Annotated in this window: 27 protein-coding genes; 13 read left to right on the forward strand and 14 right to left on the reverse strand. The window is 59.6% G+C overall.

The genetic code is table 11. The features are described 5' to 3' along the window. Nucleotides 1–40 precede the first annotated feature (40 nt). From J7412_RS02000 to dxs, 4 genes are read left to right on the forward strand one after another with little or no spacing between them, the layout of a single operon-like run. Entirely contained in the window at nt 41–976 is a 936-nt protein-coding gene (locus J7412_RS02000; protein ID WP_209076539.1) for a histone deacetylase family protein, read from the forward strand. Further along, nucleotides 973–1215 (forward strand): exodeoxyribonuclease VII small subunit, encoded by a 243-nt coding sequence (locus tag J7412_RS02005; protein WP_168590799.1) that lies wholly within the window; start codon nt 973–975, stop codon nt 1213–1215. Before J7412_RS02000 ends, J7412_RS02005 begins: the two co-directional genes overlap by 4 nt. A gap of 35 nt (nt 1216–1250) precedes the next feature. Continuing rightward, a complete protein-coding gene (locus J7412_RS02010; RefSeq protein WP_209076541.1) occupies nt 1251–2120 on the forward strand; it encodes a farnesyl diphosphate synthase in 870 nt (289 codons plus the stop codon). 14 nt (nt 2121–2134) lie between these two features. Continuing rightward, nucleotides 2135–4063, forward strand: a complete 1929-nt coding sequence (dxs, locus tag J7412_RS02015) for a 1-deoxy-D-xylulose-5-phosphate synthase (protein WP_209076543.1) — start codon at nt 2135–2137, stop codon at nt 4061–4063. 150 nt (nt 4064–4213) lie between these two features. On the opposite strand, the gene J7412_RS02020 is transcribed toward dxs, so the two are convergent. After that, on the reverse strand, nt 4214–5068 hold the full coding sequence (locus J7412_RS02020) for an SDR family oxidoreductase (protein ID WP_209076545.1): 855 nt from the start codon (nt 5066–5068) through the stop codon (nt 4214–4216). Between the two features lie 262 nt (nt 5069–5330). Between J7412_RS02020 and J7412_RS02025 the strand changes: the two genes are divergently transcribed. Next, complete coding sequence (locus J7412_RS02025) at nt 5331–5780, forward strand: class I SAM-dependent methyltransferase (RefSeq protein ID WP_348540451.1); 450 nt, start codon at nt 5331–5333, stop codon at nt 5778–5780. On the opposite strand, the gene J7412_RS02030 is transcribed toward J7412_RS02025, so the two are convergent. From J7412_RS02030 to J7412_RS02050, 5 genes are all read right to left on the reverse strand, one after another. Continuing rightward, nucleotides 5753–6202 carry a DUF1810 family protein gene (locus tag J7412_RS02030; protein WP_348540452.1) on the reverse strand — a complete coding sequence of 150 codons (450 nt, stop codon included), beginning with the start codon at nt 6200–6202 and terminating at the stop codon, nt 5753–5755. The genes J7412_RS02025 and J7412_RS02030 overlap by 28 nt on opposite strands. Next, nucleotides 6199–6984: a carnitinyl-CoA dehydratase gene (locus J7412_RS02035; protein WP_209076547.1), complete on the reverse strand. Its 786-nt coding sequence runs from the start codon at nt 6982–6984 to the stop codon at nt 6199–6201. The genes J7412_RS02030 and J7412_RS02035 overlap by 4 nt, the downstream gene beginning before the upstream one ends. Further along, nucleotides 6981–9008: an acetate--CoA ligase family protein gene (locus J7412_RS02040; protein WP_209076549.1), complete on the reverse strand. Its 2028-nt coding sequence runs from the start codon at nt 9006–9008 to the stop codon at nt 6981–6983. The genes J7412_RS02035 and J7412_RS02040 overlap by 4 nt, the downstream gene beginning before the upstream one ends. A gap of 49 nt (nt 9009–9057) precedes the next feature. Then, nucleotides 9058–9333, reverse strand: coding sequence for a SelT/SelW/SelH family protein (locus J7412_RS02045; RefSeq protein ID WP_209058495.1), 276 nt, complete (start codon nt 9331–9333; stop codon nt 9058–9060). Between the two features lie 66 nt (nt 9334–9399). After that, nucleotides 9400–10560 carry an acyl-CoA dehydrogenase family protein gene (locus tag J7412_RS02050; RefSeq protein ID WP_209076551.1) on the reverse strand — a complete coding sequence of 387 codons (1161 nt, stop codon included), beginning with the start codon at nt 10558–10560 and terminating at the stop codon, nt 9400–9402. A gap of 57 nt (nt 10561–10617) precedes the next feature. Here J7412_RS02050 and J7412_RS02055 point away from each other — a divergent pair, with 57 nt between their 5' ends. Next, nucleotides 10618–11583, forward strand: a complete 966-nt coding sequence (locus J7412_RS02055; RefSeq protein ID WP_247743722.1) for a GlxA family transcriptional regulator — start codon at nt 10618–10620, stop codon at nt 11581–11583. Here J7412_RS02055 and J7412_RS02060 read toward each other — a convergent pair whose 3' ends face one another. Beyond that, entirely contained in the window at nt 11584–12579 is a 996-nt protein-coding gene (locus J7412_RS02060) for a sterol desaturase family protein (RefSeq protein WP_209076554.1), read from the reverse strand. Between the two features lie 30 nt (nt 12580–12609). Beyond that, nucleotides 12610–13365, reverse strand: a complete 756-nt coding sequence (locus J7412_RS02065; RefSeq protein ID WP_209076557.1) for a class II aldolase and adducin N-terminal domain-containing protein — start codon at nt 13363–13365, stop codon at nt 12610–12612. Nucleotides 13366–13556: 191 nt separating this feature from the next. On the opposite strand from J7412_RS02065, the gene ade reads away from it, so the two are divergent. The 3 genes from ade (at nt 13557) to J7412_RS02080 (ending at nt 17260) form a co-directional block, all read left to right on the forward strand. Continuing rightward, nucleotides 13557–15365, forward strand: coding sequence for an adenine deaminase (gene ade, locus J7412_RS02070; protein ID WP_209076559.1), 1809 nt, complete (start codon nt 13557–13559; stop codon nt 15363–15365). Further along, nucleotides 15362–16840, forward strand: coding sequence for an AMP nucleosidase (locus J7412_RS02075; protein ID WP_209076562.1), 1479 nt, complete (start codon nt 15362–15364; stop codon nt 16838–16840). The genes ade and J7412_RS02075 overlap by 4 nt, the downstream gene beginning before the upstream one ends. Nucleotides 16841–16972: 132 nt before the next feature. Beyond that, nucleotides 16973–17260, forward strand: a complete 288-nt coding sequence (locus tag J7412_RS02080) for an HU family DNA-binding protein (protein ID WP_209058508.1) — start codon at nt 16973–16975, stop codon at nt 17258–17260. Nucleotides 17261–17346: 86 nt separating this feature from the next. Here J7412_RS02080 and cysK read toward each other — a convergent pair whose 3' ends face one another. Next, nucleotides 17347–18411, reverse strand: a complete 1065-nt coding sequence (cysK, locus tag J7412_RS02085; RefSeq protein ID WP_209076565.1) for a cysteine synthase A — start codon at nt 18409–18411, stop codon at nt 17347–17349. A 412-nt stretch (nt 18412–18823) separates the two neighbouring features. Between cysK and J7412_RS02090 the strand changes: the two genes are divergently transcribed. From J7412_RS02090 to J7412_RS02100, 3 genes are read left to right on the forward strand one after another with little or no spacing between them, the layout of a single operon-like run. Continuing rightward, the gene (locus tag J7412_RS02090) at nt 18824–19528 is read left to right on the forward strand and encodes an ABC transporter permease (RefSeq protein WP_209058514.1); all 705 of its coding nucleotides are present in this window, start codon (nt 18824–18826) and stop codon (nt 19526–19528) included. Continuing rightward, entirely contained in the window at nt 19522–20241 is a 720-nt protein-coding gene (locus J7412_RS02095) for an ATP-binding cassette domain-containing protein (protein WP_209076567.1), read from the forward strand. Before J7412_RS02090 ends, J7412_RS02095 begins: the two co-directional genes overlap by 7 nt. Beyond that, nucleotides 20238–21047, forward strand: a complete 810-nt coding sequence (locus tag J7412_RS02100) for a substrate-binding domain-containing protein (RefSeq protein WP_209076569.1) — start codon at nt 20238–20240, stop codon at nt 21045–21047. The genes J7412_RS02095 and J7412_RS02100 overlap by 4 nt, the downstream gene beginning before the upstream one ends. Nucleotides 21048–21066: 19 nt before the next feature. Here J7412_RS02100 and J7412_RS02105 read toward each other — a convergent pair whose 3' ends face one another. From J7412_RS02105 to J7412_RS02120, 4 genes are read right to left on the reverse strand one after another with little or no spacing between them, the layout of a single operon-like run. Continuing rightward, the gene (locus J7412_RS02105; protein WP_209076571.1) at nt 21067–21552 is read right to left on the reverse strand and encodes a DUF6505 family protein; all 486 of its coding nucleotides are present in this window, start codon (nt 21550–21552) and stop codon (nt 21067–21069) included. Beyond that, complete coding sequence (locus J7412_RS02110; RefSeq protein WP_209076574.1) at nt 21552–22277, reverse strand: biotin/lipoate--protein ligase family protein; 726 nt, start codon at nt 22275–22277, stop codon at nt 21552–21554. The genes J7412_RS02105 and J7412_RS02110 overlap by 1 nt, the downstream gene beginning before the upstream one ends. Further along, complete coding sequence (apbC, locus tag J7412_RS02115; RefSeq protein ID WP_209076576.1) at nt 22274–23338, reverse strand: iron-sulfur cluster carrier protein ApbC; 1065 nt, start codon at nt 23336–23338, stop codon at nt 22274–22276. The genes J7412_RS02110 and apbC overlap by 4 nt, the downstream gene beginning before the upstream one ends. Next, nucleotides 23339–23539 carry a DUF6494 family protein gene (locus tag J7412_RS02120; protein WP_209076578.1) on the reverse strand — a complete coding sequence of 67 codons (201 nt, stop codon included), beginning with the start codon at nt 23537–23539 and terminating at the stop codon, nt 23339–23341. It abuts the gene before it with no gap. Between the two features lie 92 nt (nt 23540–23631). Between J7412_RS02120 and J7412_RS02125 the strand changes: the two genes are divergently transcribed. Then, a complete protein-coding gene (locus J7412_RS02125; RefSeq protein WP_209076587.1) occupies nt 23632–24381 on the forward strand; it encodes a hypothetical protein in 750 nt (249 codons plus the stop codon). Here J7412_RS02125 and J7412_RS02130 read toward each other — a convergent pair. Beyond that, on the reverse strand, nt 24375–26348 hold the full coding sequence (locus J7412_RS02130) for a 4Fe-4S binding protein (protein ID WP_209076589.1): 1974 nt from the start codon (nt 26346–26348) through the stop codon (nt 24375–24377). The two genes, J7412_RS02125 and J7412_RS02130, sit on opposite strands and share 7 nt — an antisense overlap. Between the last annotated feature and the right edge of the window lie 228 nt (nt 26349–26576).

The following is a 26576-nucleotide window of genomic DNA, read 5'->3' on the forward strand; positions in this document are numbered from 1 at the left end:
CTCCGGCGGGGATATTTAGAGCAAGAGGAAGGGGGCAGCGATGACAACAGCGCTTTTTGGTCACGAGAGTTCATTGGGGCATGTGACGCCAAGCGGGCATCCGGAACAGGTGGCGCGGATTGAGCACATCATGGCGGCGCTGAAGGGGCCGAGTTTTGCGGCGCTGGATCGTCGGGACGCGCCTGCCTGCAGCGATGATGATATTCTGCTGTGCCATCCCCAAACACATCTTGATGCCATTGCGGCGGCTGCCCCAGCAAACGGTACTGTGGCGTTGGACGCTGATACGCATATGTCGCCGGGGTCGCTGGCAGCGGCGCGTCATGCGATTGGCGGCTGCATTGCTGCGGTGGATGCGGTGCTTGCAGGTGAGGTGGGCAATGCTTTTGTGGCCTGTCGTCCACCGGGGCATCATGCGGAGACATCCACACCCATGGGATTTTGCCTGTTTGGTAATGCGGCCATCGCGGCGAAACATGCGCTGGAGCGCCATGGGCTGAGCCGTGTGGCAGTGGTGGATTTTGACGTCCATCACGGCAATGGCACGCAGGATCTGTTGTGGAATGAGAGCCGCAGCCTTTTTGTCGGCAGCCATCAGAACCCGCTTTGGCCCGGCACAGGTATGCCGGAAGAGACCGGCGGACATAACAATGTGATGAACCTGCCGTTGCCCCCGCATAGCGACGGGCGGTTGATGCGCGCCACCTACGAAGCGGAGGTGTTTCCCGCGCTGGCGCGGTTCGAGCCCGAGCTGGTGATCATTTCGGCAGGCTTTGATGCCCATGCCGACGATCCTCTGGCGCAGCTCAATTGGCGGGAAGATGACTTTACCTGGCTGACAGAGCGGCTCTGCGATGTGGCGGAACAACATGCCGAAGGTCGGGTGGTCTCGACTTTGGAAGGGGGATATGATCTGAACGCGCTTGCGGCTTCGGTGGCCGCACATGTCAGCGTTTTGATGGAGAGAGCCGGATGAGTGACACGCCTGTGGAAGAGATGAGCTTTGAAGCGGCCATGCGGGAGCTGGAGCAGGTTGTGGGCCAGCTGGAACGCGGCGACGTGGAGTTGGAGAAATCCATTGCCCTTTATGAGCGCGGCGCGGCGTTGAAGGCGCGTTGTGAGGCCAAGCTCAAAGAGGCTGAGGAAAAGGTGGCGGCGATCACCTTGGATGGCAACGGAAATCCGGCCGGTTTGACCCCGGTTGAGGGGATGTGAGGCCGCTGCGCCTTTGATAAAGGACTCGCCGGATCATGTTTGAGACCAGATTGAAAGAGGCCGCCCAGCAGCTTGAGGCCCATTTGCAGCATGTGATGGCGCCTCTGGGCGATTTGCCGGTGGTGGAGGCCATGCGCTATGCCAGTGCGGGCGGAAAGCGGCTTCGGGCGTTTCTGGTGCTGGAAAGTGCGCGCCTGCATGGCGTGGCTGCCGAGCATGCGATTTGGCCTGCCACGGCGATTGAGGCGATCCATGCCTATTCGCTTGTGCATGATGATCTGCCCTGCATGGATGATGATGACATGCGTCGGGGGCTGCCGACCACCCATGTGAAATGGGACGAGTGCACCGCTGTTTTGGCGGGCGACGCCTTGCAGACGCTTGGGTTTGAATGTGTGAGCCGGCAGGAATGCCACCCGGAGGCGGTGGTGCGCGCAGAGCTGACCGTGACGTTGGCCCGTGCAGCGGGCGCGCAGGGGATGGTTTTGGGGCAGGCGCTTGATATTGCGGCTGAAACGGCACCTGCGCCTTTGACGCTCGAAGAGATCACCCGATTGCAGGCCGGTAAGACTGGCGCGTTGATTGCCTGGTCCGCCACCGCAGGCGCGGTGATGGCGCAGGCGGAGACCGCGCCGCTGATGCGCTATGCCACCGATCTTGGGTTGGCGTTCCAGATTGCTGATGACATTCTGGATGTGGAAGGCGACGCGGCCAAAGTTGGCAAGGCGGTTGGCAAAGATGCGGAGGCCGGTAAGGCGACCTTTGTTTCGCTTTTGGGTCTGGAAGGCGCCAAAGCGCGCGCCCGCGACCTTGTGGCAGATGCCTGTGACGCGCTTTCCTCCTATGGTAAGGATGCTGATGCCTTGCGGGAGGCGGCGCGCTTCGTTATCTCGCGAGACAGCTAAGCGGAGGACGCCCCATGTCAGCCAGACCCCAGACGCCACTCCTGGATCAGGTCACCCATCCGGAAGACCTGAAACGGTTTTCTGACAGCGAGTTGACGGCGCTGGCCCATGAGCTGCGTGCGGAGACCATCTCTGCGGTCAGTGAGACCGGCGGGCACCTAGGTGCGGGTCTTGGTGTTGTGGAGCTGACCGTTGCGTTGCATTCGGTGTTTGAGACACCGCGTGATAAGATCATCTGGGACGTGGGCCACCAGTGTTATCCGCATAAGATCCTGACGGGGCGGCGGGACCGCATTCGCACGCTGCGCCAGCAGGACGGCCTGTCGGGTTTCACCAAGCGCAGCGAGAGTGTCTATGACCCCTTTGGTGCGGCGCATTCCTCTACATCTATTTCTGCCGCGCTGGGCTTTGCCACGGCGCGTGATCTGGGCGGGCAATGTGACGGCGGACTTGGCGATGCGATTGCGGTGATCGGCGATGGCTCGATCACGGCGGGCATGGCTTATGAAGCGATGAACAACGCAGGTCATCTGGGCAAGCGGATGTTTGTGGTGCTGAACGACAATGATATGTCGATTGCGCCGCCTGTCGGGGCGATGAGCGAGTATCTTTCACGCCTCTATGCGGGGGAGCCGTTTCAGGAGTTCAAATCCGCTGCCAAAGGGGCCGTGAGCCTGCTGCCGGAGCCGTTCCGCGAAGGGGCGAAACGCGCCAAGGATATGCTGAAGGGCATGGCTGTGGGCGGCACGTTGTTTGAACAGCTCGGTTTCAGCTATGTGGGGCCGATTGATGGCCATGACATGAGCCAGCTGCTGCCGCTTCTGCGGACTTTGCGCCAGCGGGCGACCGGGCCGGTGATGCTGCATGTGATCACCAAGAAGGGCAAAGGCTATGCCCCGGCGGAGGCCGCACGCGACAAAGGTCATGCCACGGCGAAATTTGACGTGGTGACCGGCAAACAGTTCAAAGCGCCGTCCAATGCGCCGAGCTATACCTCGGTCTTTGGGGAAGCGCTGGTGCAAGAGGCCGCAGAGGACAGCCGGATTTGTGCGGTGACCGCTGCGATGCCAGATGGCACCGGGCTGAACCTTTTTGCCGAGCGCTATCCCAGCCGCTGTTTTGATGTGGCGATTGCCGAGCAGCATGGGGTGACTTTTTCTGCAGCTCTCGCGGCGGGCGGGATGAAACCGTTCTGTGCGATGTATTCGACTTTCCTGCAGCGTGGCTATGACCAGGTTGTGCATGATGTGGCGATCCAGCGTCTTCCGGTGCGATTTGCGATCGACCGTGCCGGGCTGGTGGGCGCGGATGGGGCGACGCATGCGGGCAGCTTTGACGTGGCCTTTATGGCCAATCTGCCGGGCATGGTGGTGATGGCTGCGGCGGATGAGGCGGAGCTGAAACATATGGTGGCCACGGCTGCGGCGCATGACGAGGGGCCGATTGCCTTCCGCTATCCGCGCGGTGAAGGCGTGGGCGTGGATGTGCCGGAGCGCGGCGAGATTCTAGAGATCGGTAAAGGCCGGATGGTGCAGGAGGGCAGCCGCGTGGCGCTTCTGTGCTTTGGCACGCGCCTGGAAGAGGCCAAGAAAGCCGCTGAGGCGCTCTCGGCCAAAGGCATCGCGCCGACCATCGCGGATGCGCGGTTTGCAAAGCCGCTTGATAAGGCGCTGATTCTGGAGCTCGCAACCAATCATGAAGCGTTGATCACCATCGAAGAGGGCGCAGTGGGCGGCTTTGGCAGCCATGTGGCGCAGCTCTTAGCCGAGGAAGGCGTGTTTGACGAGGGGCTGAAGTACCGCTCTATGGTGCTGCCGGATATTTTCATCGATCAGGCGAGCCCAAAGACGATGTATGATATTGCTGCGATGAATGCGGAGCACATTGAGGCCAAAGTGCTGGATGTGCTGGGTGTGGTGTCGCTGGGTAGCAAGCGGGCCTGAGGCTCTGAGGCAAAGGGTGGATAGGGGCGCTGCCCCTGCCACCGCAAGCGGTGGCCACCCCGGGATATTTTCCGAATGAGAAGACATTGGAGCGCCGGGGCCAGGATATGGCCCGGGTGACGCTCTGAGTTTGTCGCTTCGCCTAGCGCGTTAGCGTTGTTCTTCTTCCAGCATGGCTTTAAGCGCATCCCGGTAGTTGGGGTATTTCAACGCGACGCCGAGTTCTTCTTTGATGCGGGTGTTGCGCACGCGTTTGCTGTCTGAATAAAAGCTGCGCGCCATCGGGCTCATATCCGCTTCTTCAAAGGGGATTTCCGGAGGCGTATCCATGCCCAGAAGCTCTGCTGCGTAGGCGAGTATGTCCTGCGGCGGGGCCGGGGTGTCGTCACAGACGTTGTAGATGCGCCCCGGATTTGGAGCCAGCATTGACGCCTCAAGAACACGTGCGATGTCATCCACATGGGCGCGGGAAAACACCTGATTTTTCTTGATGATCCGGCGCGCGGTGCCGCGGCGGAGTTTTGCAAACGGGCCGCGGCCGGGGCCGTAGATGCCTGCGAGGCGGAAAATATGCAGCGGCAGGTTTGGCACGGAGGACCATTCAGCCTCTGCTTTCACACGCATCTGGCCGCGGATGCCGCCGGGATCAAGCGGGGTCTCTTCGTCCACCCAGCCGCCATCCATATCGCCGTAAACCCCCGTGGTGGAGAGGTAGCCAACCCATTCCAGCCGTGGCGCGGCCGCCTGAAGCGCATCGCGACCAATCTGCAGCACGGGATCGCCGTCATCATCCGGACGGATCGAGCTGAGAACATGGGTGACGTTCTGCAACGCCTCGTCAAAATTGATCGGCCAATTAAGAGGGGTGACCCCTTGGGCGCGCAGCTTGTCAGCCTGATCCGGGTCGCGGTGGGTGCCAAGGATGGTCCAACCCTGGGGCAGCAAACGCTTTGCCAGTGCCTGGGCGGAATATCCATGGCCTAGGGAGAGGAGGGTTTTGCTCATGGGGGCACAGTGCCTTTCCCTGTCAGGAGGGGCAAGGGGGCGGGGTTGATTTTAGGCATGATGATGGGGTGAGATAACGCATGTGTGCAAAATCGAAACCTGATCTGGACGCGGCCTATGCGCTTAAAACGCCGGAGGATTCCCGACGCCTCTATGCCGCATGGGCGGAAACCTACGACGCGGGGTTGCTGAGGCATCTGATTATGTACTGCCCAAAAAAGTGGCGGAGCATTTTGTCGATGCAGGCGGAGGTGGAGCCGTATTGGATATTGGTGCCGGAACCGGGCTGTGTGGGCAGGCGCTCACAGCGCTTGGGGTGACGCTGGTTGATGGCACCGATATTTCGACTGAAATGTTGGACGTCGCACAGAAAAAGAGAGTCTATTCCAGCCTATTTGCTGCGGATGTAACCCTCGGTTTGCCGGTTTCGGACGGTCATTATGACGGGGTTGTCAGCTCCGGCACTTTTACAAATGGTCATGTGGGACCTGACGCTCTGGATGAGTTGTTGCGGGTTACGCGGGCAGGTGGACTTTTGGCGTTGTCGATCAATGGGGCGCATTTTGAGACATGCGGATTTGCGCAAAAACTAGACGGCCTTGCAGGGCAGATAGTGGACCTGCGTTTGCCGGAGATACGGTTTTACGGGGCGCATGCCACCGGCGCACATAAGGATGATACGGGTTATGTGGCGTTGTTTCGAAAGCGCTGAATATGAGCCTCGGTTTCGGGGCATTTTTGCCCGCCGTAGAACATCGTGAGCACTTCGGTAAACGCCGGGTCGGCATTGTCGATGGAAGCAAAGAGCGTCGCCGTGCTGCGGACCTTGAGCGCGTCCACCGACCCCAATATGTCGGCGATGGGTGTTGCGCTGTGCCGGAGTAAAGCGTTGCACATCTCAATGAGGTGAGGCCCCAACAGCGGGTGGTTGAGGTAGGGGGTGGCCTCGCTGAGATCTGCCAGACCGTAGTCGTAGGCGCGTTGTGAACGACCCAAAATGCGCAGCTGCGGCAACTCCCACCAGATCCAATGGGTGACTTTGTGACCGGCGGTGAGTTCGGCCAAAGCCTGCGTGTGGGTCTCTGCCTGTTGGGGCAGAAACCGCGCGAGATCATGGATGTCCGGTCGGCTCACTTGCCCTTCCAGACAGGGTCCCGTTTTTCCGCAAAGGCACGGGCGCCTTCGAGCTGATCCTCGCTGTCGTAAAGCACATCAACGCTGCGCAGCTGGCGCTGGGTGATGCGGTTCATCGCGTCCTGGAATTTGGCGTCCTCCGCGTCGCGCACGATCTCCTTGATCGCGGCATAGACCAGCGGTGGGCCGGAGGCGAGCAGGCGGGCCTGCTCCCATGCTCGGTCCATCAGGGTGGCTGCTGACACAATTTCATTCACGAGCCCCCAGCGGTGAGCCTCTTCGGCATCAAACCAGCGCCCTGTCAGAAGGAGCTCCATGGCGATGTGATACGGGATGCGTTTGGGCAATTTCACAGAGGCCGCATCCGCGACAGTGCCGGAGCGGATTTCGGGCAGCGCAAAGGACGCATGGTCGGCGGCGATGATGATGTCGACAGAGAGAGCGAGCTCCAGCCCGCCACCGCAGGCAATACCGTTCACGGCGGCAATCACCGGCTTGTTCATATCGCGCAGCTCTTGCAGGCCACCAAAGCCGCCAACGCCATAGTCACCATCCACCGCGTCGCCGTCTGCGGCGGCTTTCAGGTCCCAACCAGGGCAGAAGAATTTCTCGCCGCCGCCCGTGAGAATGGCCACGCGCAGGTCGGGATCATCGCGGAAGTCGCGAAAGACCTCGCCCATGATCCGGCTGGTAACAAGATCGATGGCGTTGGCTTTGGGGCGGTCCAAGGTGACCTCAAGGATGGCACCGTCGCGCCGGGTTTTTACGGGACTGTCGGTCATGACATTTCCTTTCGTATCAGCGCATCTGCAGCCACAGCACGTGTGGGCGTGCAGATCAGCGGGTTGATTTCAACCTCTTCCAAGGTGGAAGCGTTGGCAAGGACATAGGCTTGAAGCGCCTCTGTTGCATCGAGAATAGCCTCTATGTTGGCAGCGTCGCCTCCACGGTAGCCATTTAGCAATTTCGCTGATTTCAGCTGCATTAGAGACTGATATAGGTGATCTCGATCTGCTGGAACGAGAAGTGATACGCTGTCTTCCATCAGTTCCGTGAGCACGCCGCCTGCTGCCAGTGTGAGCACAAAACCATGTGCCGGATCACGGGTGATGCCGATCAACAGCTCAGCCACCCCACCATCGACCATCTCTTCAATCAGGAAGTGATCACTTGGCATGGCAGCAGCCGCAGTATCGAGATCTTCTGGTGTCAGGTTGAGTTTGACGGCTCCGGCTTCGGTTTTGTGGGCGATGCCCTGACCTTTGAGCACGAGAGGGGCCGAGAGGTTTTTCGCAAGCTTGGCGAGATTGCCAATGTCTTCGCGGGCGGCTGATTGGTGCGCCGGGATATCCAGCCCATGTTCGGCGAGCGCGCGTTTTGCTTCCACTTCACTGAGCACGGCGGCATTTGAGGGTGCGCGGGGGAGGGTGAGAGGGAGGGCTGCTGGAGCAGTTATGCTGGCCGCCGCATCTGTTGCTGCGAGCGCTTCGTGTAGGCCAAAGAAAGGCACTACTTCACCTGAAGTCAGTTCTTTTGCCACATCAGGGGGCATGAGTTCAGGCAGGCTTGCAACCACGGCTATTGGACGTCCTGTGCGTTTACGTGCGCCAATGGCTGCTGCGGTAGCGCAATCCCAATCCATGCGGTTTTCATGCGGGTAGTCGACCACGGTGAACGTCATGGCGGTGTCGGGCGTCATCATGGCAGCCCAGGCGCGTGTCATCGCCGCTTCGTCGCGCCAGATGTATGTGTGATAGTCCAGCGGATTGGCCAGGGCGACCATCGGGCCAAGCACATCGCGCAGCTCTTGGATTTGGTCTTGCGTGAGCAGGGCGAAGCGCAGATTTGTGCCAAGCGCGGTGTCGGCCATCAGGCTGGCCTCGCCGCCCGAACAGCTGATCGAGGCGATGTTGCGCCCTTTCGGGACACCGACCATATGCAGGAGCTTGAGGGTTTCGAGAAACACGGGAAGCTCTGTCACGCGGGCAAAGCCAAGGCGCGACATCAAGGCGCGCGCGCCCACATCACTCCCCGCCAGGGAAGCGGTGTGGGAGATGGTTGCGTCCTGCGCCTCGTCACTGGCGCCAACTTTGAGAGCGACGATCGGGACGCCTTTTTCATAGGCCTTGTGCGCAAAAGCCTCCCAGGCACGCAGATCGGTGAAACCCTCGATATGCAGGCCAATCGCGGTGACACGTGGGTCATCCAGAAAGGCGGTGGCGATTTCCGCCTGATTGAGCTGCGCCATGTTTCCGCACGTGGCGACATAGGCGATGGGCAGGCCGCGGCGCTGGTTGGTGAGATTGATGGCGATGTTTGAGCTTTGGGTGAGGATGGCCACGCCCTTGTCCACTTGGTGACATCCGTGCTGGTCGGGCCAAAGCACGGCGCCATCCAGTGCGTTGATGAGGCCGTAGCAGTTGGGGCCAAGAATGGGCATTTCACCCGCGGCCGTGATCAGCGCGTCCTGAAGGTTGGCTCCCGTGGCGTCCTCGGACGCGGCCTCGGAAAAGCCAGAGGCAAAACAGACCGCGCCGCCTGCGCCCAGCTCTGAGAGCTCGGCAACCGCTTGGATGGTGGCGTGGCGATTGATGCCAATGAAGGTGGCGTCAGGTGGTGCTGGGAGGGCGGCGATGTCAGCGTAGGCGGGCAGGCCCAACACAGACTCGGCTTTGGGATGAACCGGCCAGATGTCTCCGGAGAAGCCAATTTTCTCGCATTGGCGAATGACTTCAACGCACCATGCGCCGCCGCCGATCACGGCAATGGATTTCGGGCGGATCAGCCTTGAGAGATCGCGGGTCATGATACCGCCCTCTCGCTCTGACTTTTGGCGCCTTCAGGAGACCTTGCCTCTAGCGATCCGAGTGGCCGAGATCCCTTTCCGGTTCGATCACGTCGCGCAGGCGTTGTTTCAATTCTTTGGCTTCCGGAAAGCCACCCTCGCGTTTGCGATCCCAAAGGAGTGTGCCGTCCACAGTGATCTTGAAAGTCCCCGGAACCTCGGCTGGTGCGATGGTCACGCCGCCGAGGGTTTCGCCAAATGTCTGCAACAGTTCCTGCGCCATCCAGCCGGCGCGCAGGAGCCATTTGCAACCCACGCAATAGGTGATTGTGACGACAGGTTTCATGTGGCGCTCCCCTCGGATCTTTTCCGAGGTTGTGCCGCAGTCGGGGAGGCAACACAACGTTTTCCATCATGCGCCGAGCGGCCGTAGAAGATCGCGGCTGATGATGTGGCGCTGGATTTCGCTAGTGCCATCCCAGATGCGTTCCACACGCGCGTCGCGCCAGAAACGCTCGATTGGGAAATCGTCCATCAGACCCATGCCGCCAAAGATCTGCAGGGTGGCGTCGGTGACACGGGCAAGCGCCTCTGAGGCGTAGAGTTTGGCGGAGGCGATTTCGCGGTTGGAGGGCAGGTTGTTGTCCAGACGCCAGGCGGCCGCGAGGGTGAGCCAGTCGGCAGCGTCAATTTCGGTGATCATATCGGCGATCTGAAAGCCGACGCCTTGGAATTTGCCGATGGGCTGGCCGAATTGTTTGCGCTCAGCCGCATAGTTTAAGGCGTAGTCAAAACAGCGGCGCGCGCGGCCCACGGAGAAGGCGGCGACGGTGAGACGGGTGGCGTAGAGCCATTCGTTCATCACGGCGAAACCACCATCGACCTCGCCGAGCACCTGCGCATCGGGCAGGCGGCAGTCATCAAAGGAGAGGATGTAGTTTTTGTAGCCCTTGTGACTGACGGAATTGTAGCCCTCGCGCACATCAAAGCCGGGCGTGCCGCGGTCCACGAGGAAGGTGGTGATGCGCTTTTTGGGGCCTTTAGGCGTGTCATCGACACCGGTTGCGATGAAGACGATGAAGAAATCCGCATGTTCTGCGCCGGAGATGAAATGTTTGGAGCCGTTGATGACCCAATCCCCTCCGTCGCGCTGGGCCTGACACTTCATGCCGCGCACATCGGAACCCGCATCAGGCTCTGTCATGGCCAAAGCGTCCATTTTTTCGCCGCGCACAGCGGGCAGAAGATAGCGTTCGCGCTGCTCGTCGTTGCAGGCCATCAGGATGTTTTGCGGGCGGCCAAAGAAATGGGTGAGCGCCATGGAGCCACGCCCCAGTTCGCGCTCAACCAGAGTGAAATCCAGATGAGACAATCCGGCGCCGCCGACTTCCTCGGGGAAGTTGCAGGCGTAAAATCCAAGGTCGATGCACTTCTGTTTTATCTCCTCGCCGAGCTCATGTGGCACCTGGCCCGTGCGTTCGACCTCTGCCTCATGGGGGTAAATCTCGTTCTCCACAAAGCTGCGGACGGTGGAGACAATCATCTCCTGTTCTTCGGTCAGGCCAAATTGCATGTGCCACGCTCCAATCCTGTTTCGCAGAAATCGTCCTTTGGCTTGACGGAGAGTATCATGCAGAAATATCCCCAAATCATGCGAATTTGGGAAAATCATCACGCCGCAGTGCAGAAGGTCGGGGTTCTGCTGTTTGATGGATTTTCCAATCACTGCCTTGCTAATGCGATTGAGCCTATGCGTGCGGCCAATATGCTTTCCGGCAAGGCGCTGTTCCTGTGGCAGTTTTTCTCTCTGGAAGGGGCGCCGGTGGAGAGCTCCTCTGGCCTGTCCGTCGCGCCGCATGGGCGTATCGCGGAGGCCACGGGGGATATGCTGATTGTGATGCCCTCTTACGGGTTTCGGGATCTCGGTGGATGGGTCACGCAGGCGGCCTTGAGGGCGGCGGACAAACGCTTTCCGGTCATCACGGCCATGGATACGGGCAGTTGGCTGTTGGCGGAGGCCGGGTTGCTGGAAGGGCGGCGTGCCACGATCCACTGGGAGGAGCTGACGCCCTTTGAGGAGCGGTTTCCGGATGTTGAGGTGGTGCGCGAGCGGTTTGTGATCGACGGCAATCGGATCACCTGTTCGGGGGCAATGGCGGCGTTTGATCTGGTGTTGCATTTGATTGGGCAGGCGCATGGGCAGGCCTTGGCGTTGGAGGTGGCGCAGCTGTTCATGACGCGCGACAGCGCGCGCTCTCACAGCGGGGGCGCCAGCCCAGCGGGGCGATTGGTGAGCCGCGCGCTGGGGGTCATGCAGGAGCATCTGGAAGCGCCGCTCAGCATCGGGCAGGTGGCGGCGCGGGCTGGAGCCACACAGAAGACACTTGAGAGCCGGATGCGTGCGGAATTGGGCGCACCGCCGACTGCGGTATATCGGCGTATGCGGCTCAATCTGGCGCGCAAGCTTGTGGCAGAGACAGATCTGAGCGTGGCTGAAATCGCCCTTCGCGCGGGTTATCAGACTCCGGCCGCCATGACACGGGCGTTCAAGGAGACCTTTGGCACAACGCCGCGGGCGTTGCGCCAGAGCGGTTGATTAGCGCGTGTACATCTGCTTTTTGTGAGCGCGCGTGCGGCGAGTGCCATCGGCGGAGCCGTCATGGAAGGTACCAAACCACTTATCAAACGGGATCTCAGAGGTGCCGTAGTTGCACTCAAAATAGCGGTGGTGCAGCTGATGAAAGAAGTCTCCGGATTTGGCAACCTCGGCGTCTTTGGCGATTAGTTTTTCAAAGCCACAATGGGAAAACACCGGGCTGATTTGCTGAAAATAGCTGTGAAACAGCAGGTGCAGCGGGCCTGACGGAATGATCAGGTGGATGAAATATGTGGTGAAATAGAGACTGTTTTCATACCAGTGATTGGAAATGCCTGACCATGGGCCGACGTTGACATTGCGGTGGTGCACCGCATGCACGTGTTTGTAGAGCTTGGGATGATGCTCCAGCCTGTGGACCCAATAAAAGTGCAGGCCGGACCACATGGGGATCAGCGCAAGCCAGAGCACAAAGAGTACTGGGGCTTGGGTGAAGCTGAGGGTTGGGATCCATCCATTGGCCATGACCCAGAAAATCAGACACTGATACACTGTCGCGACGGTCATGGCGCTGCCCAATGTCCACCAGATGTTGTCGAGCACCTGATTGTTGAAAGTAAAGGTGCCGTTTTTGCGGGTGAGGTCGCGCTTGTCGAATTTTTTGCGCATGCCCTGGCCTTTGCGCATGTAGAGCCACCAATGCAGCCCTCCTGCGACCACAGTTTGAGGGATAACGTTCATGAGCCAGACGGTGAGCACCCAGGACCAATGGAACTGCGCCATATCTGCGAGCGGCGGCAGAACCATCACATAGATGAGCACTGCGATCATGAACGGCACCGTAAGCGCGGTGAGCATGAGCCATGCGCCGCGATACCATTGCAGGATGGCGCGCGGTTTGGGTGGCCATTCAAACACCGGGTTCAGGCGCACCGGCTGTGGCGGGCGGTAGTGCCAGCGTTGGGCTTCATCATCAGTGGCGTAGTCATGTGGCATGGCGCTGGCTCCCTTTGATCTTGGCGAGGTTCAGGTGGCGTAGGGATCGCCCTCCCCGTCCAGAATGGCTTTGAGTTCCTGCAGGTGGCGCACATCCTGCTCCGGGTAGGCTTCCAGCTCCTGCGCGGTTTTCTCGGCAATCTCGTCTGACAGTACCCGCAAGGGCTGGCTGGTTTGCAGCGCGCGGATGTAGGTTTCGGCGGCGCGTTCGAAATAATAGAGCCTGTTGAAGGTGTCTGCGACCGTGTCGCCAATCACCAAGACGCCGTGGTTGCCCATGATCATGACCTTCTGTTTCGGGTCCGTCAGCAGCGCGGCACAGCGTGCGCCTTCGTCCTCAAAGGCCAGACCGCCGTAGCCGTCATCGATCACATAGCGGTCAAAAAAGGTGGCGCAGTTCTGGTCGATCGGGGGCAGGCGGGAGTCGGCCAAGCTGGCCAGCACAGTGGCGAAGATCGAATGCACATGCATCACACAGCGCGCGTGCGGGCAGGCGCGGTGGATGCCGCCGTGCAGGCCCCAGGCGGTGGGGTCCGGCGCATCAGCGCCGGTCAGCGCATCCGGGTCATTGGCGTCGACTTCGATCAGATCACTGGCGTTGATCCGCGCGAAGTGGCGCTGGTTCGGGTTCATCAGAAAGCGGGTGCCGTCTTCATTTATGGCGAGGCTGAAATGATTGGCGACGCCTTCGTGCATGTTGAGGCGAGCCGTCCAGCGGAAGGCGGCGGCGAGATCCACGCGCGCCTGCCAATGTTCCATGTTGGGTCGAATGTTGGTGATGGCCATGATGTCTCTCTCCCTAAGGTCACCTCAGCATGGCATAAATTTGCTGGTCTAAGACATTTGCGACGTCGCAAATGCACCTTGAGCGCAGGTAAATTGCGCGTGAGGGTTTCAAAATTTGCGAGAAACATCTTTTACAAAAGCTTCAAACGACAGCCGCTTGAACCTGCTGAAATCGCGTGGCACCTTGGGCCATGGAACATATGCAATTTCAAAGCTGGGCTGATGTGGCCCCACAGCTTGTCGCCGTCGCCGCAGGGCGCTCCCCTGCAGATCTCGTTATTCGCAAAGGCCAGTGGGTGAATGTGCACACCCGCGAAGTGCTGCCGGATCATGACATTGCGGTCATTGCCGGGCGCATTGCCTATGTCGGGCCGGATGCCAGCCATTGCATCGGCGCAGATACAGAGATCATTGAGGCAGAAGGGCGCTTTATGATCCCCGGTCTGTGTGACGGTCATATGCACATCGAAAGCGGAATGCTGACGCCAGCGGAGTTTGCCCGCGCGGTGATCGGGCATGGCACCACAACGATGTTCACCGACCCACATGAGATTGCCAATGTGCTGGGTCTTGAAGGCGTGAAAATGATGCATGATGAGGCGCTGATGCAGCCCATCAACATCTTCACGCAGATGCCAAGCTGCGCGCCTTCCGCGCCCGGGCTTGAAACCACAGGCTATGAGATTGGCCCCGATGATGTGGCGGAGGCGATGAGCTGGCCGGGGATCATCGGGCTTGGGGAAATGATGAACTTCCCGGGCGTGATCAACGGCAGCCAGCAGTTGCTGGCCGAGATCGCCGCCACGCAGAAGGCGGGTAAGACCGTGGGCGGGCATTATGCCTCTCCTGATCTTGGCAAGGATTTCCATGCCTATGCGGCGGGTGGGCCTGCGGATGATCACGAAGGCACCTGCGAGGCGGATGCGATTGCGCGGGTGCGTCAGGGTATGCGCATTATGATGCGGCTCGGCAGTGCCTGGTATGATGTTGAGACCCAGATCACGGCAGTGACCGAGAAGGGGTTGGATCCGCGCAGCTTCATCCTGTGCACCGATGATTGCCATTCCGGCACCCTGGTGAATGATGGGCATATGAACCGCGTGGTGCGTCATGCGATTGACTGTGGATGTGATCCGGTGGTGGCGCTGCAGATGACCACGATCAACACTGCCACGCACTTTGGCTTGGAACGTGATTTAGGCTCTATTTCACCCGGAAGACGGGCGGATGTGATCCTGACAAGCGATCTGAAGACGCTGCCGATTGAGCATGTGATCGCGCGGGGCGTGACCGTGGCCAAGGCGGGGGAGGTGCTTGTGGATTGCCCGCATTATGATTGGCCTGCGCATGCGCGCCAGACTGTGAACCTTGGCCGTGCGCGCGGGGCGGAGGACTTTGTGGTCAGCGCTCCGGATGGTGTGTCCCAAGTTACAGCAAATGTGATTGGCGTGATCGAGAACCAAGCCCCAACCAAGGCGCTGACCGCGGAGCTTTCCGTGGTTGACGGTGTGGTGGAAGGTGATCTCGCACAGGATGTCTGTCAGATTGCTTTGGTGGAGCGCCACCTTGGCACCGGCGGCGTGACCAACGGCTTTGTGTCTGGCTTTGGCTACAAAGGGAAAATGGCGATGGCTTCGACAGTGGCGCATGACAGCCACCATATGATCGTGGTCGGCACCGACCGCGAGATGATGGCGAAAGCGGCCAACCGACTGGGCGAAGTTGGCGGCGGTGTCACCGTCTTCAAAGATGGCGAAGAGATTGCCTTGGTCGAGCTGCCCATCGCCGGTTTGATGTCAGATGCTCCAGCGGTCGAAGTGGCCGCCAAGGCGCAGAATATGGTTGAGGCGATGGAGGCTTGCGGCTGTACGCTCAACAACGCTTATATGCAGCATTCGCTATTGGCTTTGGTTGTGATCCCGGAACTCAGGATCTCTGACCTCGGGCTGGTGGATGTGACCAAATTTGAAATGACCGACGTGATTAAGGCTGCGCAATGACACCACAGAGTATTCCTGTACATTCCCCCGCTGTGCCAGCTCACGAAACCTTCACTGATGCCAAGGCGGCGGTGGATCGGTTGGAAGAGCTGTATACCATTGCGACCACATATCTGTGCGACCAGTTCCGCCGCGCGCTGCGCAAAGGGCCGGACGGGCATCGCATTCGTGCGTTTTATCCGGAAATCCGCATCACCACGACAAGCTTTGCGCAGGTGGACAGCCGTTTGAGTTTCGGCCACGTGGCGGAGCCCGGAGTGCATGCAGCGACGATCACGCGGCCGGATTTGTTCCGGCACTATCTGGAGCAGCAGATTGCGCTGTTGTTGAGCAATCACAAAGTGGGCGTGATGGTGGGTGTTTCCAGCACGCCCATTCCGGTGCATTTCGCAGTGGCGGCGCGGACCGATATGACCGTGCCACAGGAAGGGGCGGCGGATTTCACCCTGCGCGACATCTTTGATGTGCCCGATTTGTCGACCACCAATGATGACATTGTGAATGGCACCGCCGGGCCCGACGAAAACGGCGTGGGGCATCTGGCTCCGTTTACGGCACAGCGTGTGGATTACTCGCTGGCACGTCTGAGCCATTATACGGCGACGGATCCGGAGCATTTTCAGAACCATGTGCTGTTCACCAACTACCAGTTCTATGTGACCGAGTTTGAAGCTTACGCGCGCGCTATGCTGGCGGATGAAAAGAGCGGCTACACCAGCTTTGTCAGCACCGGAAATGTGGAGATCTCTGATGCGGAGACCCCAATTGCGCCGGTTGATAAGCAGCCGCAAATGCCGACCTATCACCTGAAGCGCGCGGATGGCTCTGGCATCACACTGGTGAATATCGGGGTTGGCCCGTCAAATGCAAAGACGGCCACCGACCATATCGCCGTTTTGCGTCCGCACGCCTGGATCATGGTGGGGCATTGTGCGGGTCTGCGCAATTCGCAGAGCCTTGGGGATTTTGTGCTGGCGCATGCCTATCTGCGTGAAGATCACGTGCTGGATGACGACCTGCCGGTATGGGTGCCCATTCCGGCGCTGGCGGAGGTGCAGACCTCTTTGGAAGAGGCGGTGGCCAATGTCACCAAACTGTCCGGTTATGAGCTGAAGCGTGTGATGCGGACGGGCACCGTGGCGACAATCGACAACCGCAACTGGGAGTTGCGCGAGCATACCGGGCCGGTGCAGCGTCTGAGCCAGAGCAGGGCGATTGCGCTGGACATGGAAAGTGCCACAATTGCTGCAAATGGGTATCGCTTTCGCGTGCCATATGGGACATTACTGTGCGTGAGTGACAAACCTCTGCACGGCGAATTGAAGCTTCCCGGAATGGCCAGTGACTTCTATAAGACGCAGGTGGCGCGCCATTTGCTGATTGGAATTCGTGCAATGGAGCGTTTGAGGGAAATGCCACTTGAGCGGTTGCATTCGCGGAAATTGCGGTCATTTGACGAGACTGCCTTCCTTTGACCCTACGGAAACCTGTGGAAAACCCATAAAAAACACGGTTTTTGGCATCACAATTTGTTGTGTTCACCCACCATATCCCGTTAAATGCCCGCCATGAGGCCCAATATTCGGGCAGACTAATGGAGACCTGAAATGGCAAAACCGATGACCAAGACCCAACTCGTTGCTGCTCTGGCCGAAGACATGGGCTCTGACAAGAAATCCGCAGGCGCAGCTCTGGAAGCCGTTTGCGCGTTGATCACCCGCGAAGTTTCCGCAGGTGGCGCAGTGACTCTGCCGGGTGTTGGCAAAATCTACTGCCGCGAGCGCCCTGAGCGTATGGTTCGCAACCCAGCGACTGGCGAGCAGATCAAGAAAGAAGCCGACAAGGTTGTGAAAATGACCATCGCCAAAGCGCTGAAAGACAGCGTGAACGGCTGATCGCTTCGATAACTGATTACGGAAAGGGTCGCCCCGATGGAGCGGCCCTTTTTGTTTGTGCGGTTCTATGTGCGTGGCCCTGGATATTAGAGCTGCGCGCTGGGCGTGGATTTGGAGATTTCGATCTCTGCGTCACTCATCTCCTCAGCAATGCCGTCAAAGAGGGGGGTGGACAGATAGCGCTCTCCGGTGTCGGGCAGCATGACGAGAATGTTTGCGCCTTCGGGGGCATCTTTGGCAGCCTCAATCGCTGCGGCCAAAGTGGCGCCGGCGGAGATGCCTGTGAAGATCCCCTCTTCAGCGGCGAGGCGCTGGGACCATTTGATGCCATCCGGCCCTGACACTTTGATCAGCTGATCAAAGCCATTGTTGTCGAGCGCTTCCTGCAACACCCATGGAATGAAATCAGGGGTCCAGCCCTGGATCGGATGCGGCTCAAAGGATGGGTGGCTTTCGGTGGCCTGATGGGCGTCGTTGCGGGTGTTCACATAGCCTGAGTCCACCAGCGCGGCGTTGGTTGGCTCGGACAGGATGATCTTGGTCTGCGGGCTTTCGCGGCGCAGCACGCGGGACACCCCGGCAACCGTGCCGCCGGTGCCATAGCCCGTGACCCAATAATCAAGCTGCTCCCCGGCAAAATCATTGAGGATTTCGCGCGCGGTGGTGTGTTCGTGCATGTCGGCGTTGTCGGCAGTTTCAAACTGACTGGCCAGGAACCAGCCGTTTGCATCTGCCAGTTCTTTTGCTTTGGTGTACATGCCAAAGCCTTTTTGTGCCTTTGGTGTCAGCACAACTTTTGCGCCCAGGAACCGCATCAGACGGCGGCGCTCAACCGAGAAAGCCTCGGACATGGTGATCACCAACGGATATCCTTTGGCGGCACAGACCATGGCGAGACCAATGCCGGTGTTGCCGGAGGTCGCCTCAACAACGGTTTGCCCGGGCTGCAGACGGCCGTCTTTCTCTGCGGCTTCAATGATATTGAGGGCCAGACGGTCTTTCACGGAGCCCGCCGGGTTTGCGGCTTCAAACTTGACGAACATGTTCACATGATCGGGCGCAATGCGATTAAGACGCACCACCGGGGTATCGCCCACCGTGTCCAGAATGCTGTTATATCGCTGTCCGCGTCCTTTGGTTTGTCGGGTCATGGGCCTCTCCTCGGGTTTGAACCATGCCAAAAAGGTAGGCTCTGACTGCGCAGAGCGGTAGGCGTGTTGCGGTGGTCGCCCAAATTAGGGACGCAAACAGCGAAGCCCCGCCAGAGCTGCGACGGCATTCCACCGCGAGCTACAGAAGTGGAACCCTGCGATGTGTTTGCGGGCAGATCAGGGCGATTGTTTTGTCGGCGGACAGGACCGTTTGGGACGCAAGGACAAAATGACGGGATGCCCGCACTGTACTGAGACATTTTGGGTCGAATTTCCCAAAGGTCGCAGGTGGCGGGTATTTTACTTTCGCTCGGACTTGCCAACCCGTAAAAATGCTCAGATCAACACAAAATTCCGAATTGGCGGTACCTAGCGCTGTGTTGAGTGAGGGAGGCGGTCTCAGACCGGGCGGATGAACGACATTCTGGCAGGGCTGTTGCATGCAGCCCATCTGATTTTCACCTTGGATGCGGATCTCATCGAGATCTCTTTGCGCTCTCTGCGGGTCACGCTGAGTGCGGTTTTGGTGTCTTCGTTGATTGGCTTGCCGCTGGGATGCTGGCTGGCTGTGCAGCGCTTTCGGTTCCGCCGATTGGTGATTGCCACACTCAATGCATTGATGGGGTTGCCGCCGGTTGTGGTGGGGCTGATCGTTTATCTGCTGCTGTCCCGCTCCGGGCCATTTGGCGTCTTTGGGTTGTTGTTCACACCAACCGCAATGATCATTGCGCAGGTCGTCATTCTGACACCGCTGATCGCCTCGATTTCGCATCAAGCGATCCGTGATCTCTGGGCGGAATACCATGACCTGTTGATTTCGCTGAACACGACGCGGCGTCAGCGCATTATGACCTTGCTGTGGGACGGGCGTCGGGCCCTTCTGACCGCGTCGCTTGCCGGCTTTGGCCGCGGCATTGGCGAGGTGGGGGCAATCATGATTGTGGGTGGCAATATCGACCACGCCACACGGGTTCTGACCACGGCGATCTCCCTTGAGACAGGCAAAGGCAACTTTGCGCTGGCGTTGGCGCTTGGCTTCATTCTGATCGGCTTGGCGGTGGCGGTGAACCTGATCATCCACAGCCTGTCACGCACGGAGGTGAGTGGACGATGGTAGAGACGATCCTGCCCCTCAGCGTGGAGAATGCGGTGGTGCGCCGCCGTGGTAAGGTGCTGGTTGGCCCGATCAATGCCGAGGTATCCGAGACCGGGCTGACCATTGTCATGGGGCCAAATGGCGCTGGCAAAACCACGCTGTTGCGGCTTTTGCACGGCATGGAGCGACTGGCGCCCGGGGGGCAGCTCAAATGGCAGGTGCCAGAGCCACAGGCGCGGGGGCAGCAGGGGTTTCTGTTTCAGGCGCCAATCATGATGCGCCGTAGTGCGCTTGAGAATGTGGCCTATCCTTTGACAGTGCATGGTGTGTCCCGAAAGGACGCGCGAAAGCAAGCAGCGGAGTGGCTTGCCCGTGTCGGATTGCAGGACAGTGCTGGCAAACAGGCGACGGTGCTTTCAGGAGGCGAGCGGCAAAAGCTGGCGCTGGCGCGCGCTTTGATCCGGCAACCGCAAATTCTGTTTCTGGATGAACCCTGTGCCAACCTTGACGGACGCGCGACACGCGAGTTTGAGGCGTTGCTGCACAGTGTGCATGAAGAGGGCACTCGGATCGTGATGTCGACACATGACATCGGACAGGCCCGCAGACTGGCGCAAGACGTCTGGTTCATACATCATGGCCAGATATTAGAAGCGACCTCTGCAGAGTTATTTTTTGAAGACCCAAAATCCAAGGAAGCGCGCGCTTTCCTTCAAGGAGACATTATCGAATGAAAATGGGACCACTTTTTGCGCTGACACTTTGGGCATTGAGCAGCGTGTCCGCGCAAGCCGAGAGCCTGAAAATGGCTGTCACAACGTCTTTCCACAATTCCGGTTTGGCCGAGGTGCTGCTGCCGGAAATTCAGAAAGACACCGGGATCGAAGTGCAACTGCTCGTGGTGGGGACCGGGCAGGCTTTGCGTCTCGGGGAAGCCGGAGACGTGGATGCCATTTTGGTGCATTCCAAAGCGGCGGAAGAGGAATTTGTTCTAGGCGGGTTCGGCGTGCATCGCCGCGAAATCATGTTCAATGATTTTGTGTTTGTTGGCCCGTCTGCTGATCCGGCCGGGATTGCAGGCGCGGCTTCGGCAACGGATGCGCTTGGCCTGATTGCACAAAACGGTGCATCGTTTGTGAGCCGTGGAGATGACAGCGGCACCCACAAGAAAGAGCTGGGGCTTTGGGCGGATGCCGGTATCGATGCCGAGGCGCGTGCCGTATCCTGGTACAAAGAGGCCGGCGCGGGCATGGGAGCTTCGCTGAACACAGCCTCGGGGCTGAACGCCTATATCATGACGGATCGCGCCAGCTGGTTGAAGTTTGGCAACAAAGGCGATCTCGCGCTGCTTTATGCGGGCGATCCTGCTCTGTTCAACCAATATGCCTACCTGCCGGTGAGCCCGGAGATGCACGGCCATGTGAAGGCGGAGCTGGCGCTTCAGCTTGAGGATTGGCTGGTCAGTGACCGCGCACGTGACCTGATTGATGGGTATGTGCTGGAAGGCGGGCGGCTGTTCGTTTTCAACGCCAAACGCTGAGTATGTTAGGGGGCTTTGATCAAGCCCCCTCATCCGGCACGGAATGTATCGCAAACTGCTCCAGTTCAGCCTCTGCCGGGGCGATGGAGCGGAATTGTTCGCGCACGCCAGCTTCGGTCAGCTCGCGCACCACTGTCAGCAGGGTGTTGGGGCTGTGATCTGCGCAAAGGTCCGCCATATGGGCCAGCTCTTCAGCAGCCACCGGTCGGGCGGCTTCCAGCGAGGGCGCGCCGTAAATCTCGACAAAATGCTGCGCGAGGGCATCTGTCAGGGCTTCGAGTTCGGCGGGTTCGATGGCTGTCACGGCCACGAAGGTCACGCGCCCGAAGGTTTCAACACCCAGCCAACCATTGGTGAAGGCCTGACGCGCCTTGCCGGTGAGATCCGCTTCTGACCAATTGGAGAATTCAAAGCCGCCGCTGATGGCCCATTCGCCGGTGCGGGCGGGGCTGTGGTAGACCCTCTGGTCGCTTTCATCAAAATGGATGGCGCGTGCGAGCAGCATCAGGTGTTTCCTTCCAAAAGCGTTGTCAGCGGGAGCAGGCGGGTGTCTTCGTCACTGCGCAGCATGGCGCCGAAATGTTCGTCGGTGCCGACAAATGTGCCGGTTTCTACGGTGTCGCCGATCGACCAGCTCACGTCTTCTCCAAGATTGTGGGCAAGGCCACGCCACTCGTTGTTGAGCGGTTTGAGGCCGTCTTCCTCCATGCGGTTGACCCAGACCAGTGTGTGGCGCACCCAGGCGCTGAGCAAATCTTCGGGCGGGATGTCGACACAGCCTTCCTCATAGAGCGCGGTTTGATCAGGTGTGTCCCCCGGCGTGTCTGCGTTGGCCGGGATCAGGGGCAGTTCGAGGCCGACCACAATCCAATCGGGCATGGCATTGGCATCTTCTGTTGAGGCCGCCACGCGGAGTTGACCGCAGCGCGCCCCATTCACCAAAATGCCGCCCGGCCATTCCAAGTGTACGGCGACCTCGGGCGGGGCCAAGGCGCCAAGCGCATTCTGAAAGCCGATGGCGCAGCTGATCAGCACCGGCATGGCTTCGCTCAAGGAAACCTCAGGGGCAAAGACAATCGCCGCGCGCAGCTGGTCGGCGGCCAGATTGTAGACCACCAATCCCGCGTCACAGCCCATGATTGCCTGCGTCTGCGCCTTGGCAAAGGGGTCCGCCGCGCCCGAAAGCGCGAGGCCTTCAAAGATCGGCGGGAATTGTGGTGCTGCCCTCATGCGGTGCCATCCGTAATCAGTTGACGCGCCAGTTTGCGGAAGACCTGTGCTTGCGGCGAGTCCGGCTTGGAGACAACAATCGGTGCCCCGCCATCCGCGGCCAGTCGAATATCCATCGCCAGAGGAATTTCCGCCAAGAGTGGCACGTTTAGCTTCTCAGCTTCCGCTGCGACGCCGCCATGGCCAAAGACATGTTCCTCGTGCCCGCAGTTGGAGCAGATATGGGTGCTCATGTTTTCGATCATGCCAACAATGGGCGTGCCGAGTTTTTCAAACATGTTGATGCCTTTGCGGGCATCTAGAAGCGCGATGTCTTGCGGGGTGGAGACCACGAGCGCGCCGGTGAGCTCCGCTTTTTGAGCGAGCGTCATCTGCACATCGCCGGTGCCGGGTGGCAGATCGACGATCAACACGTCGAGTGCGCCCCATTGCACCTGATTGAGCATCTGTTGCAAAGCGCCCATGAGCATGGGGCCACGCCAGACCACGGCTTCTTCTTCGCGGGTCATGAGGCCGATCGACATCATGGTCACCCCGTGGTTGCGCATGGGGAGAATGGTTTTGCCATCCGGGCTTGCCGGACGGCCAGAGACGCCAAGCATGCGCGGCTGAGAGGGGCCGTAGACATCGGCATCCAGCAGTCCAACGCGCCGGCCTTCGGCGGCCAAAGCGGCAGCGAGATTCGCTGAAACCGTGGATTTGCCCACGCCGCCTTTGCCCGAGGCGACGGCAAGAATACGGTCGATACCCGGAATTTTTTGCGGGCCTTGCGGCTGGCTGGGACGGGAGGGTTTGAGATCGGGCGGCGGGGATTTCGCCTCATGTGCGGTCATGACAATGGCCACTTTGGAAACCCCTTCAAGCGCGTTCAGGCGGCTTTCAATATCGGCCTTGATCGGCTGCATTGCCTGAGCGCGAGATGGGTCGATTTCCATCACAAACCGCACCTCGCCATTGTCGACGGAAAGCGCGCGCACCATGCCGGAGGCGACCAGATCACTGCCGGAGGCGGGATCAGTGAAGTCTTTGAGAATATTCAGAATGTCGTCGCGGTTGGCCATTCATTCGCGTCCTTTGATATTGCCGGTGACCACATGCTCCATCTCCAACCCGTCGATGGTGAGCACCACTTTGGCATTGAAGGTTTTCCCCGCGGTGGCCTCTGCCCCCGCCGCGCGCATGGCTTCCTCGATGGCCTGCTGGCTTGTCACGCCAACCTGCTTGAGGAACTTGCGCATACTCATGTTGAAATCGTCGCTCATTGCGGTGTCCTTTGCTAAAACGCGCGGCTAGGGCGCGCGTGTTGACGCGAGCCGTGGGACGCGCCTAGGTTTGCTACATGGTGATATCTCGGATGGCACGATGGGTTTTGGCAATCGCGATCAGCATCGCCGCCATGGCTGGTGCCGCTTTGGCGCAGGGGAAAACCACCACGCTCTACGTCTCGCCGGACCTGATCGAAACCGGTGTGATCAAATTCATGATGCCGCGGTTCATGCTTAAGCACGGGGTGCGGGTCACGCTTGTGGAGGATGCCAGCGCGGGCGCGGCGGCGCTGGTCGAAGATGGTCAGCGCGCGGTTTTTTCCAAAGATGGTGTTACCTATGGGCTGACCGTTTCCAACGCAGATGACGTTCATATGGCCACTTTTGCCAAATGGCTGACCGGAGAGATCGGTCAGCGCACGGTACTGACCTACAAACGCGATGGCACAGAGATTTTTGCGCCCCCGGTTGTCACGGAGGCTGCGGTTGAGGCGACAGTGTTTGACGGAGACGCCACGCGCGGGGCGGATCTGGCGCTTACGGCCTGTGGCCGCTGTCATGTGGTGGGCGACGCCAACCGGATGTCGGGCATTGGCTCCACCCCCAGCTTTGCTGTGCTGCGCAGCCTGGCGGATTGGGAGGAGCGTTTCGCGGCCTTTTATGCGCTGAACCCGCATCCGGCATTCACGGTGATCCCGGATTTGACCGAGCCGTTTGACGAAACCCGCCCGTCGCCCATCAGCCCGGTCACTCTCAGCCTTGAGGAGCTGGAGAACATCTTGGCCTATGCCGCGACGGTGGTCCCGGCAGATTTGGGCAAGCCGATTGCGCATCAGTGATCTCGGCGCTTGCCGAAGTAGTCCTCAGATGTGCGCACGCGCGGGCGATCTGCGGCGGCAAAGGGATTGCTGGGCTGATGGAACTGCGCGTTCACACGGCAATCATCACACATCTGGATCATCCGCGCTGCATCTGAGGTGGCGAACATGGCGTGTTTGCCTGCCAGTTTGCCCATGATGCGTTCAATGGTGGATTTCACCCCAAACGGCGTGCCGCATTCCACGCATTCAAAGGGCTCTTCTTCATGCACAACCTGTTGGGTGAGCGCGGCATCAGACGTGTCAAACTGGGGCACCAGCGAAATCGCATTTTCCGGGCAAACATTGGCACAGAGACCGCATTGCAGGCAGGCGTCCTCCTGAAAGCGCAGCTGTGGCTTGTCGGGGTTGTCCCCGAGCGCGCCCGCCGGGCAGAGTGATGCGCAGGACAGGCACAATGTGCAGGCGTCTTTGTTCACCAGTACGGCACCGTATGGTGCGTGCTCCGGCAGCGCGATGGGCGCTTCTGCGCTTGGCTGCAAGGCCTTCACGGCAAGACGGGTGACCTGCCTGCGGTTTCCGAGCGGCAGGATGGGGTTTGCCAATGCTGTTTGCGGCGCGGTGTCATAGAGCATGTCGCATAGCGTGGAAGGCTCTTGCGGCTCCAGAAGGCGAAGCGTGTTCTCTGCGCCGCTTAGGGCTTGCGCCAGCGCAAGCTCGCCGTCCAAAGCGCTGCGATCTGTGGTGGGAGACACCAGAACGTCCACGCTGGCAAAGCCGCTGGCGAGGCTCGCGAGCATTTCGGCGTGGCCAAATCCGCTGACACGTTCGAGATCCATCGGAATCATATCTGCAGGCAGGCCGCGATCAAATCGTGCGGCGAGGGCGATCATCTCTGCGCCGAAACTGCGGTCATGTACAAGAAGGCGCGGCGCGGTGCCGCCCGCGGAGCGATAGGCCTCCGCCAGAGCGTTGATGCGGGCAAAGAGCGCGCTGGTGGGCGGGTCATCGTAGGTGATTGCGCCAGAGGGGCAAAGGGCGGCACAGGCACCGCATCCGGCGCAGATATTGGGATCGATATCCACATGATCGCCGGACGGATGGATCGCAGACGTGGGGCAGGCATCCAGACATTTGGTGCAAGCGGTTTGTTCTGCGCGTGAATGGGCGCAGAGGCTTGGCTCAAGAGCCAGATAAAGGGGTTTCTCAAATGTCCCAACAAGATGGGAGGCTTCGAGGATGGCGGCGTGCACGGCGGGCAGGCTGTTTGGATCCGCTCTCAGGTAGCCTTCGCGCTTTTCCGGAGCGGGAACCAGCGCGGGTTCCCCACGCAAATCAAGGATGATGTCGCAGGTGGTTTGTGCGCCGTTTCGGGCAGCGCCGAACTGTAGCGGGCCACGCCCGCCGGGCTCCAATTGCTGCAGGGCGTCGATGTGCACGTCAAACTGTCCAAGCGCACCGGTGACACGTTTGACACGCCCGGCGATGACATCGTATCCGCGTTCGGTCGGGGCTTCGCCGCCGCTTGGAACAAGCACTGTGACGCTCAGGAAATCTGAAAGCTGCCGTGCGACCTCCATGGCCACATCCGGTGCGCCGAGGATCAGACATTGGCCGTCGGAGATAATGTCATAGGTTTTGGTTTCTGGCGTCGGGCGCAGCGCATCGGCGAGAAGCGCGGCCATTTTGGGGGCGGCTTGATCTGCATCCTCGGACCAGCCGGCGCGGTCGCGCAGGTCCACACAAAGGGGGCTGTCCACCTCAAGATCTTCGGCCAATTCGACAAAGAAATCCTGTTCCTGCTGACAGGCGATGACCGCATTTTCACCGCCGCCTGTTGCCTTCAAAAGTTCGGCAGCCGCAGAAGCGTCTTTGGTGCAAAGACCGTTGTGGACTTTGGAGCAGCGCAGACCGCTGGCCGCGGACAATTGCTCTGCGTCCAGAGTCATGCTGTCAGAACAATTACATAGAATCAAAGTCTTGGACACGATTTCCTCCCCTGTTCGGCGGCAATTGGTGCGATCGAACGCACCTAGGAATGCATGAATCTTTGATGCCGTAAAGCCCTGCGAAGACGCGAGAGCTTCAGGAGAATCGGAAGGCTAAAGCCTAGTGATTCTCTTGGTTTTGACCTCAGGTGGACAATCTGACCTAACGTCAGAATGTCGCAGCGCCTCTCGGATCAAAATGTCCAGTTTTGAGAGCGGATTGTCGGC

It is taken from the genome of Shimia sp. R9_3, from assembly GCF_017743755.1.
Lineage (GTDB): Bacteria > Pseudomonadota > Alphaproteobacteria > Rhodobacterales > Rhodobacteraceae > Shimia.

Excerpts from the sequence above, each read along its gene's own strand:
- J7412_RS02000 (WP_209076539.1), top strand. The coding sequence starts at position 41 with ATGACAACAGCGCTTTTTGGTCACGAGAGTTCATTGGGGCATGTGACG.
- J7412_RS02005 (WP_168590799.1), top strand. The coding sequence starts at position 973 with ATGAGTGACACGCCTGTGGAAGAGATGAGCTTTGAAGCGGCCATGCGG.
- J7412_RS02010 (WP_209076541.1), top strand. The coding sequence starts at position 1,251 with ATGTTTGAGACCAGATTGAAAGAGGCCGCCCAGCAGCTTGAGGCCCAT.
- dxs (WP_209076543.1), top strand. The coding sequence starts at position 2,135 with ATGTCAGCCAGACCCCAGACGCCACTCCTGGATCAGGTCACCCATCCG.
- J7412_RS02020 (WP_209076545.1), bottom strand. The coding sequence starts at position 5,068 with ATGAGCAAAACCCTCCTCTCCCTAGGCCATGGATATTCCGCCCAGGCA.
- J7412_RS02035 (WP_209076547.1), bottom strand. The coding sequence starts at position 6,984 with ATGACCGACAGTCCCGTAAAAACCCGGCGCGACGGTGCCATCCTTGAG.
- J7412_RS02040 (WP_209076549.1), bottom strand. The coding sequence starts at position 9,008 with ATGACCCGCGATCTCTCAAGGCTGATCCGCCCGAAATCCATTGCCGTG.
- J7412_RS02045 (WP_209058495.1), bottom strand. The coding sequence starts at position 9,333 with ATGAAACCTGTCGTCACAATCACCTATTGCGTGGGTTGCAAATGGCTC.
- J7412_RS02050 (WP_209076551.1), bottom strand. The coding sequence starts at position 10,560 with ATGCAATTTGGCCTGACCGAAGAACAGGAGATGATTGTCTCCACCGTC.
- J7412_RS02055 (WP_247743722.1), top strand. The coding sequence starts at position 10,618 with ATGCAGAAATATCCCCAAATCATGCGAATTTGGGAAAATCATCACGCC.
- J7412_RS02060 (WP_209076554.1), bottom strand. The coding sequence starts at position 12,579 with ATGCCACATGACTACGCCACTGATGATGAAGCCCAACGCTGGCACTAC.
- J7412_RS02065 (WP_209076557.1), bottom strand. The coding sequence starts at position 13,365 with ATGGCCATCACCAACATTCGACCCAACATGGAACATTGGCAGGCGCGC.
- ade (WP_209076559.1), top strand. The coding sequence starts at position 13,557 with ATGGAACATATGCAATTTCAAAGCTGGGCTGATGTGGCCCCACAGCTT.
- J7412_RS02075 (WP_209076562.1), top strand. The coding sequence starts at position 15,362 with ATGACACCACAGAGTATTCCTGTACATTCCCCCGCTGTGCCAGCTCAC.
- J7412_RS02080 (WP_209058508.1), top strand. The coding sequence starts at position 16,973 with ATGGCAAAACCGATGACCAAGACCCAACTCGTTGCTGCTCTGGCCGAA.
- cysK (WP_209076565.1), bottom strand. The coding sequence starts at position 18,411 with ATGACCCGACAAACCAAAGGACGCGGACAGCGATATAACAGCATTCTG.
- J7412_RS02090 (WP_209058514.1), top strand. The coding sequence starts at position 18,824 with ATGAACGACATTCTGGCAGGGCTGTTGCATGCAGCCCATCTGATTTTC.
- J7412_RS02095 (WP_209076567.1), top strand. The coding sequence starts at position 19,522 with ATGGTAGAGACGATCCTGCCCCTCAGCGTGGAGAATGCGGTGGTGCGC.
- J7412_RS02100 (WP_209076569.1), top strand. The coding sequence starts at position 20,238 with ATGAAAATGGGACCACTTTTTGCGCTGACACTTTGGGCATTGAGCAGC.
- J7412_RS02105 (WP_209076571.1), bottom strand. The coding sequence starts at position 21,552 with ATGCTGCTCGCACGCGCCATCCATTTTGATGAAAGCGACCAGAGGGTC.
- J7412_RS02110 (WP_209076574.1), bottom strand. The coding sequence starts at position 22,277 with ATGAGGGCAGCACCACAATTCCCGCCGATCTTTGAAGGCCTCGCGCTT.
- apbC (WP_209076576.1), bottom strand. The coding sequence starts at position 23,338 with ATGGCCAACCGCGACGACATTCTGAATATTCTCAAAGACTTCACTGAT.
- J7412_RS02120 (WP_209076578.1), bottom strand. The coding sequence starts at position 23,539 with ATGAGCGACGATTTCAACATGAGTATGCGCAAGTTCCTCAAGCAGGTT.
- J7412_RS02125 (WP_209076587.1), top strand. The coding sequence starts at position 23,632 with ATGGCACGATGGGTTTTGGCAATCGCGATCAGCATCGCCGCCATGGCT.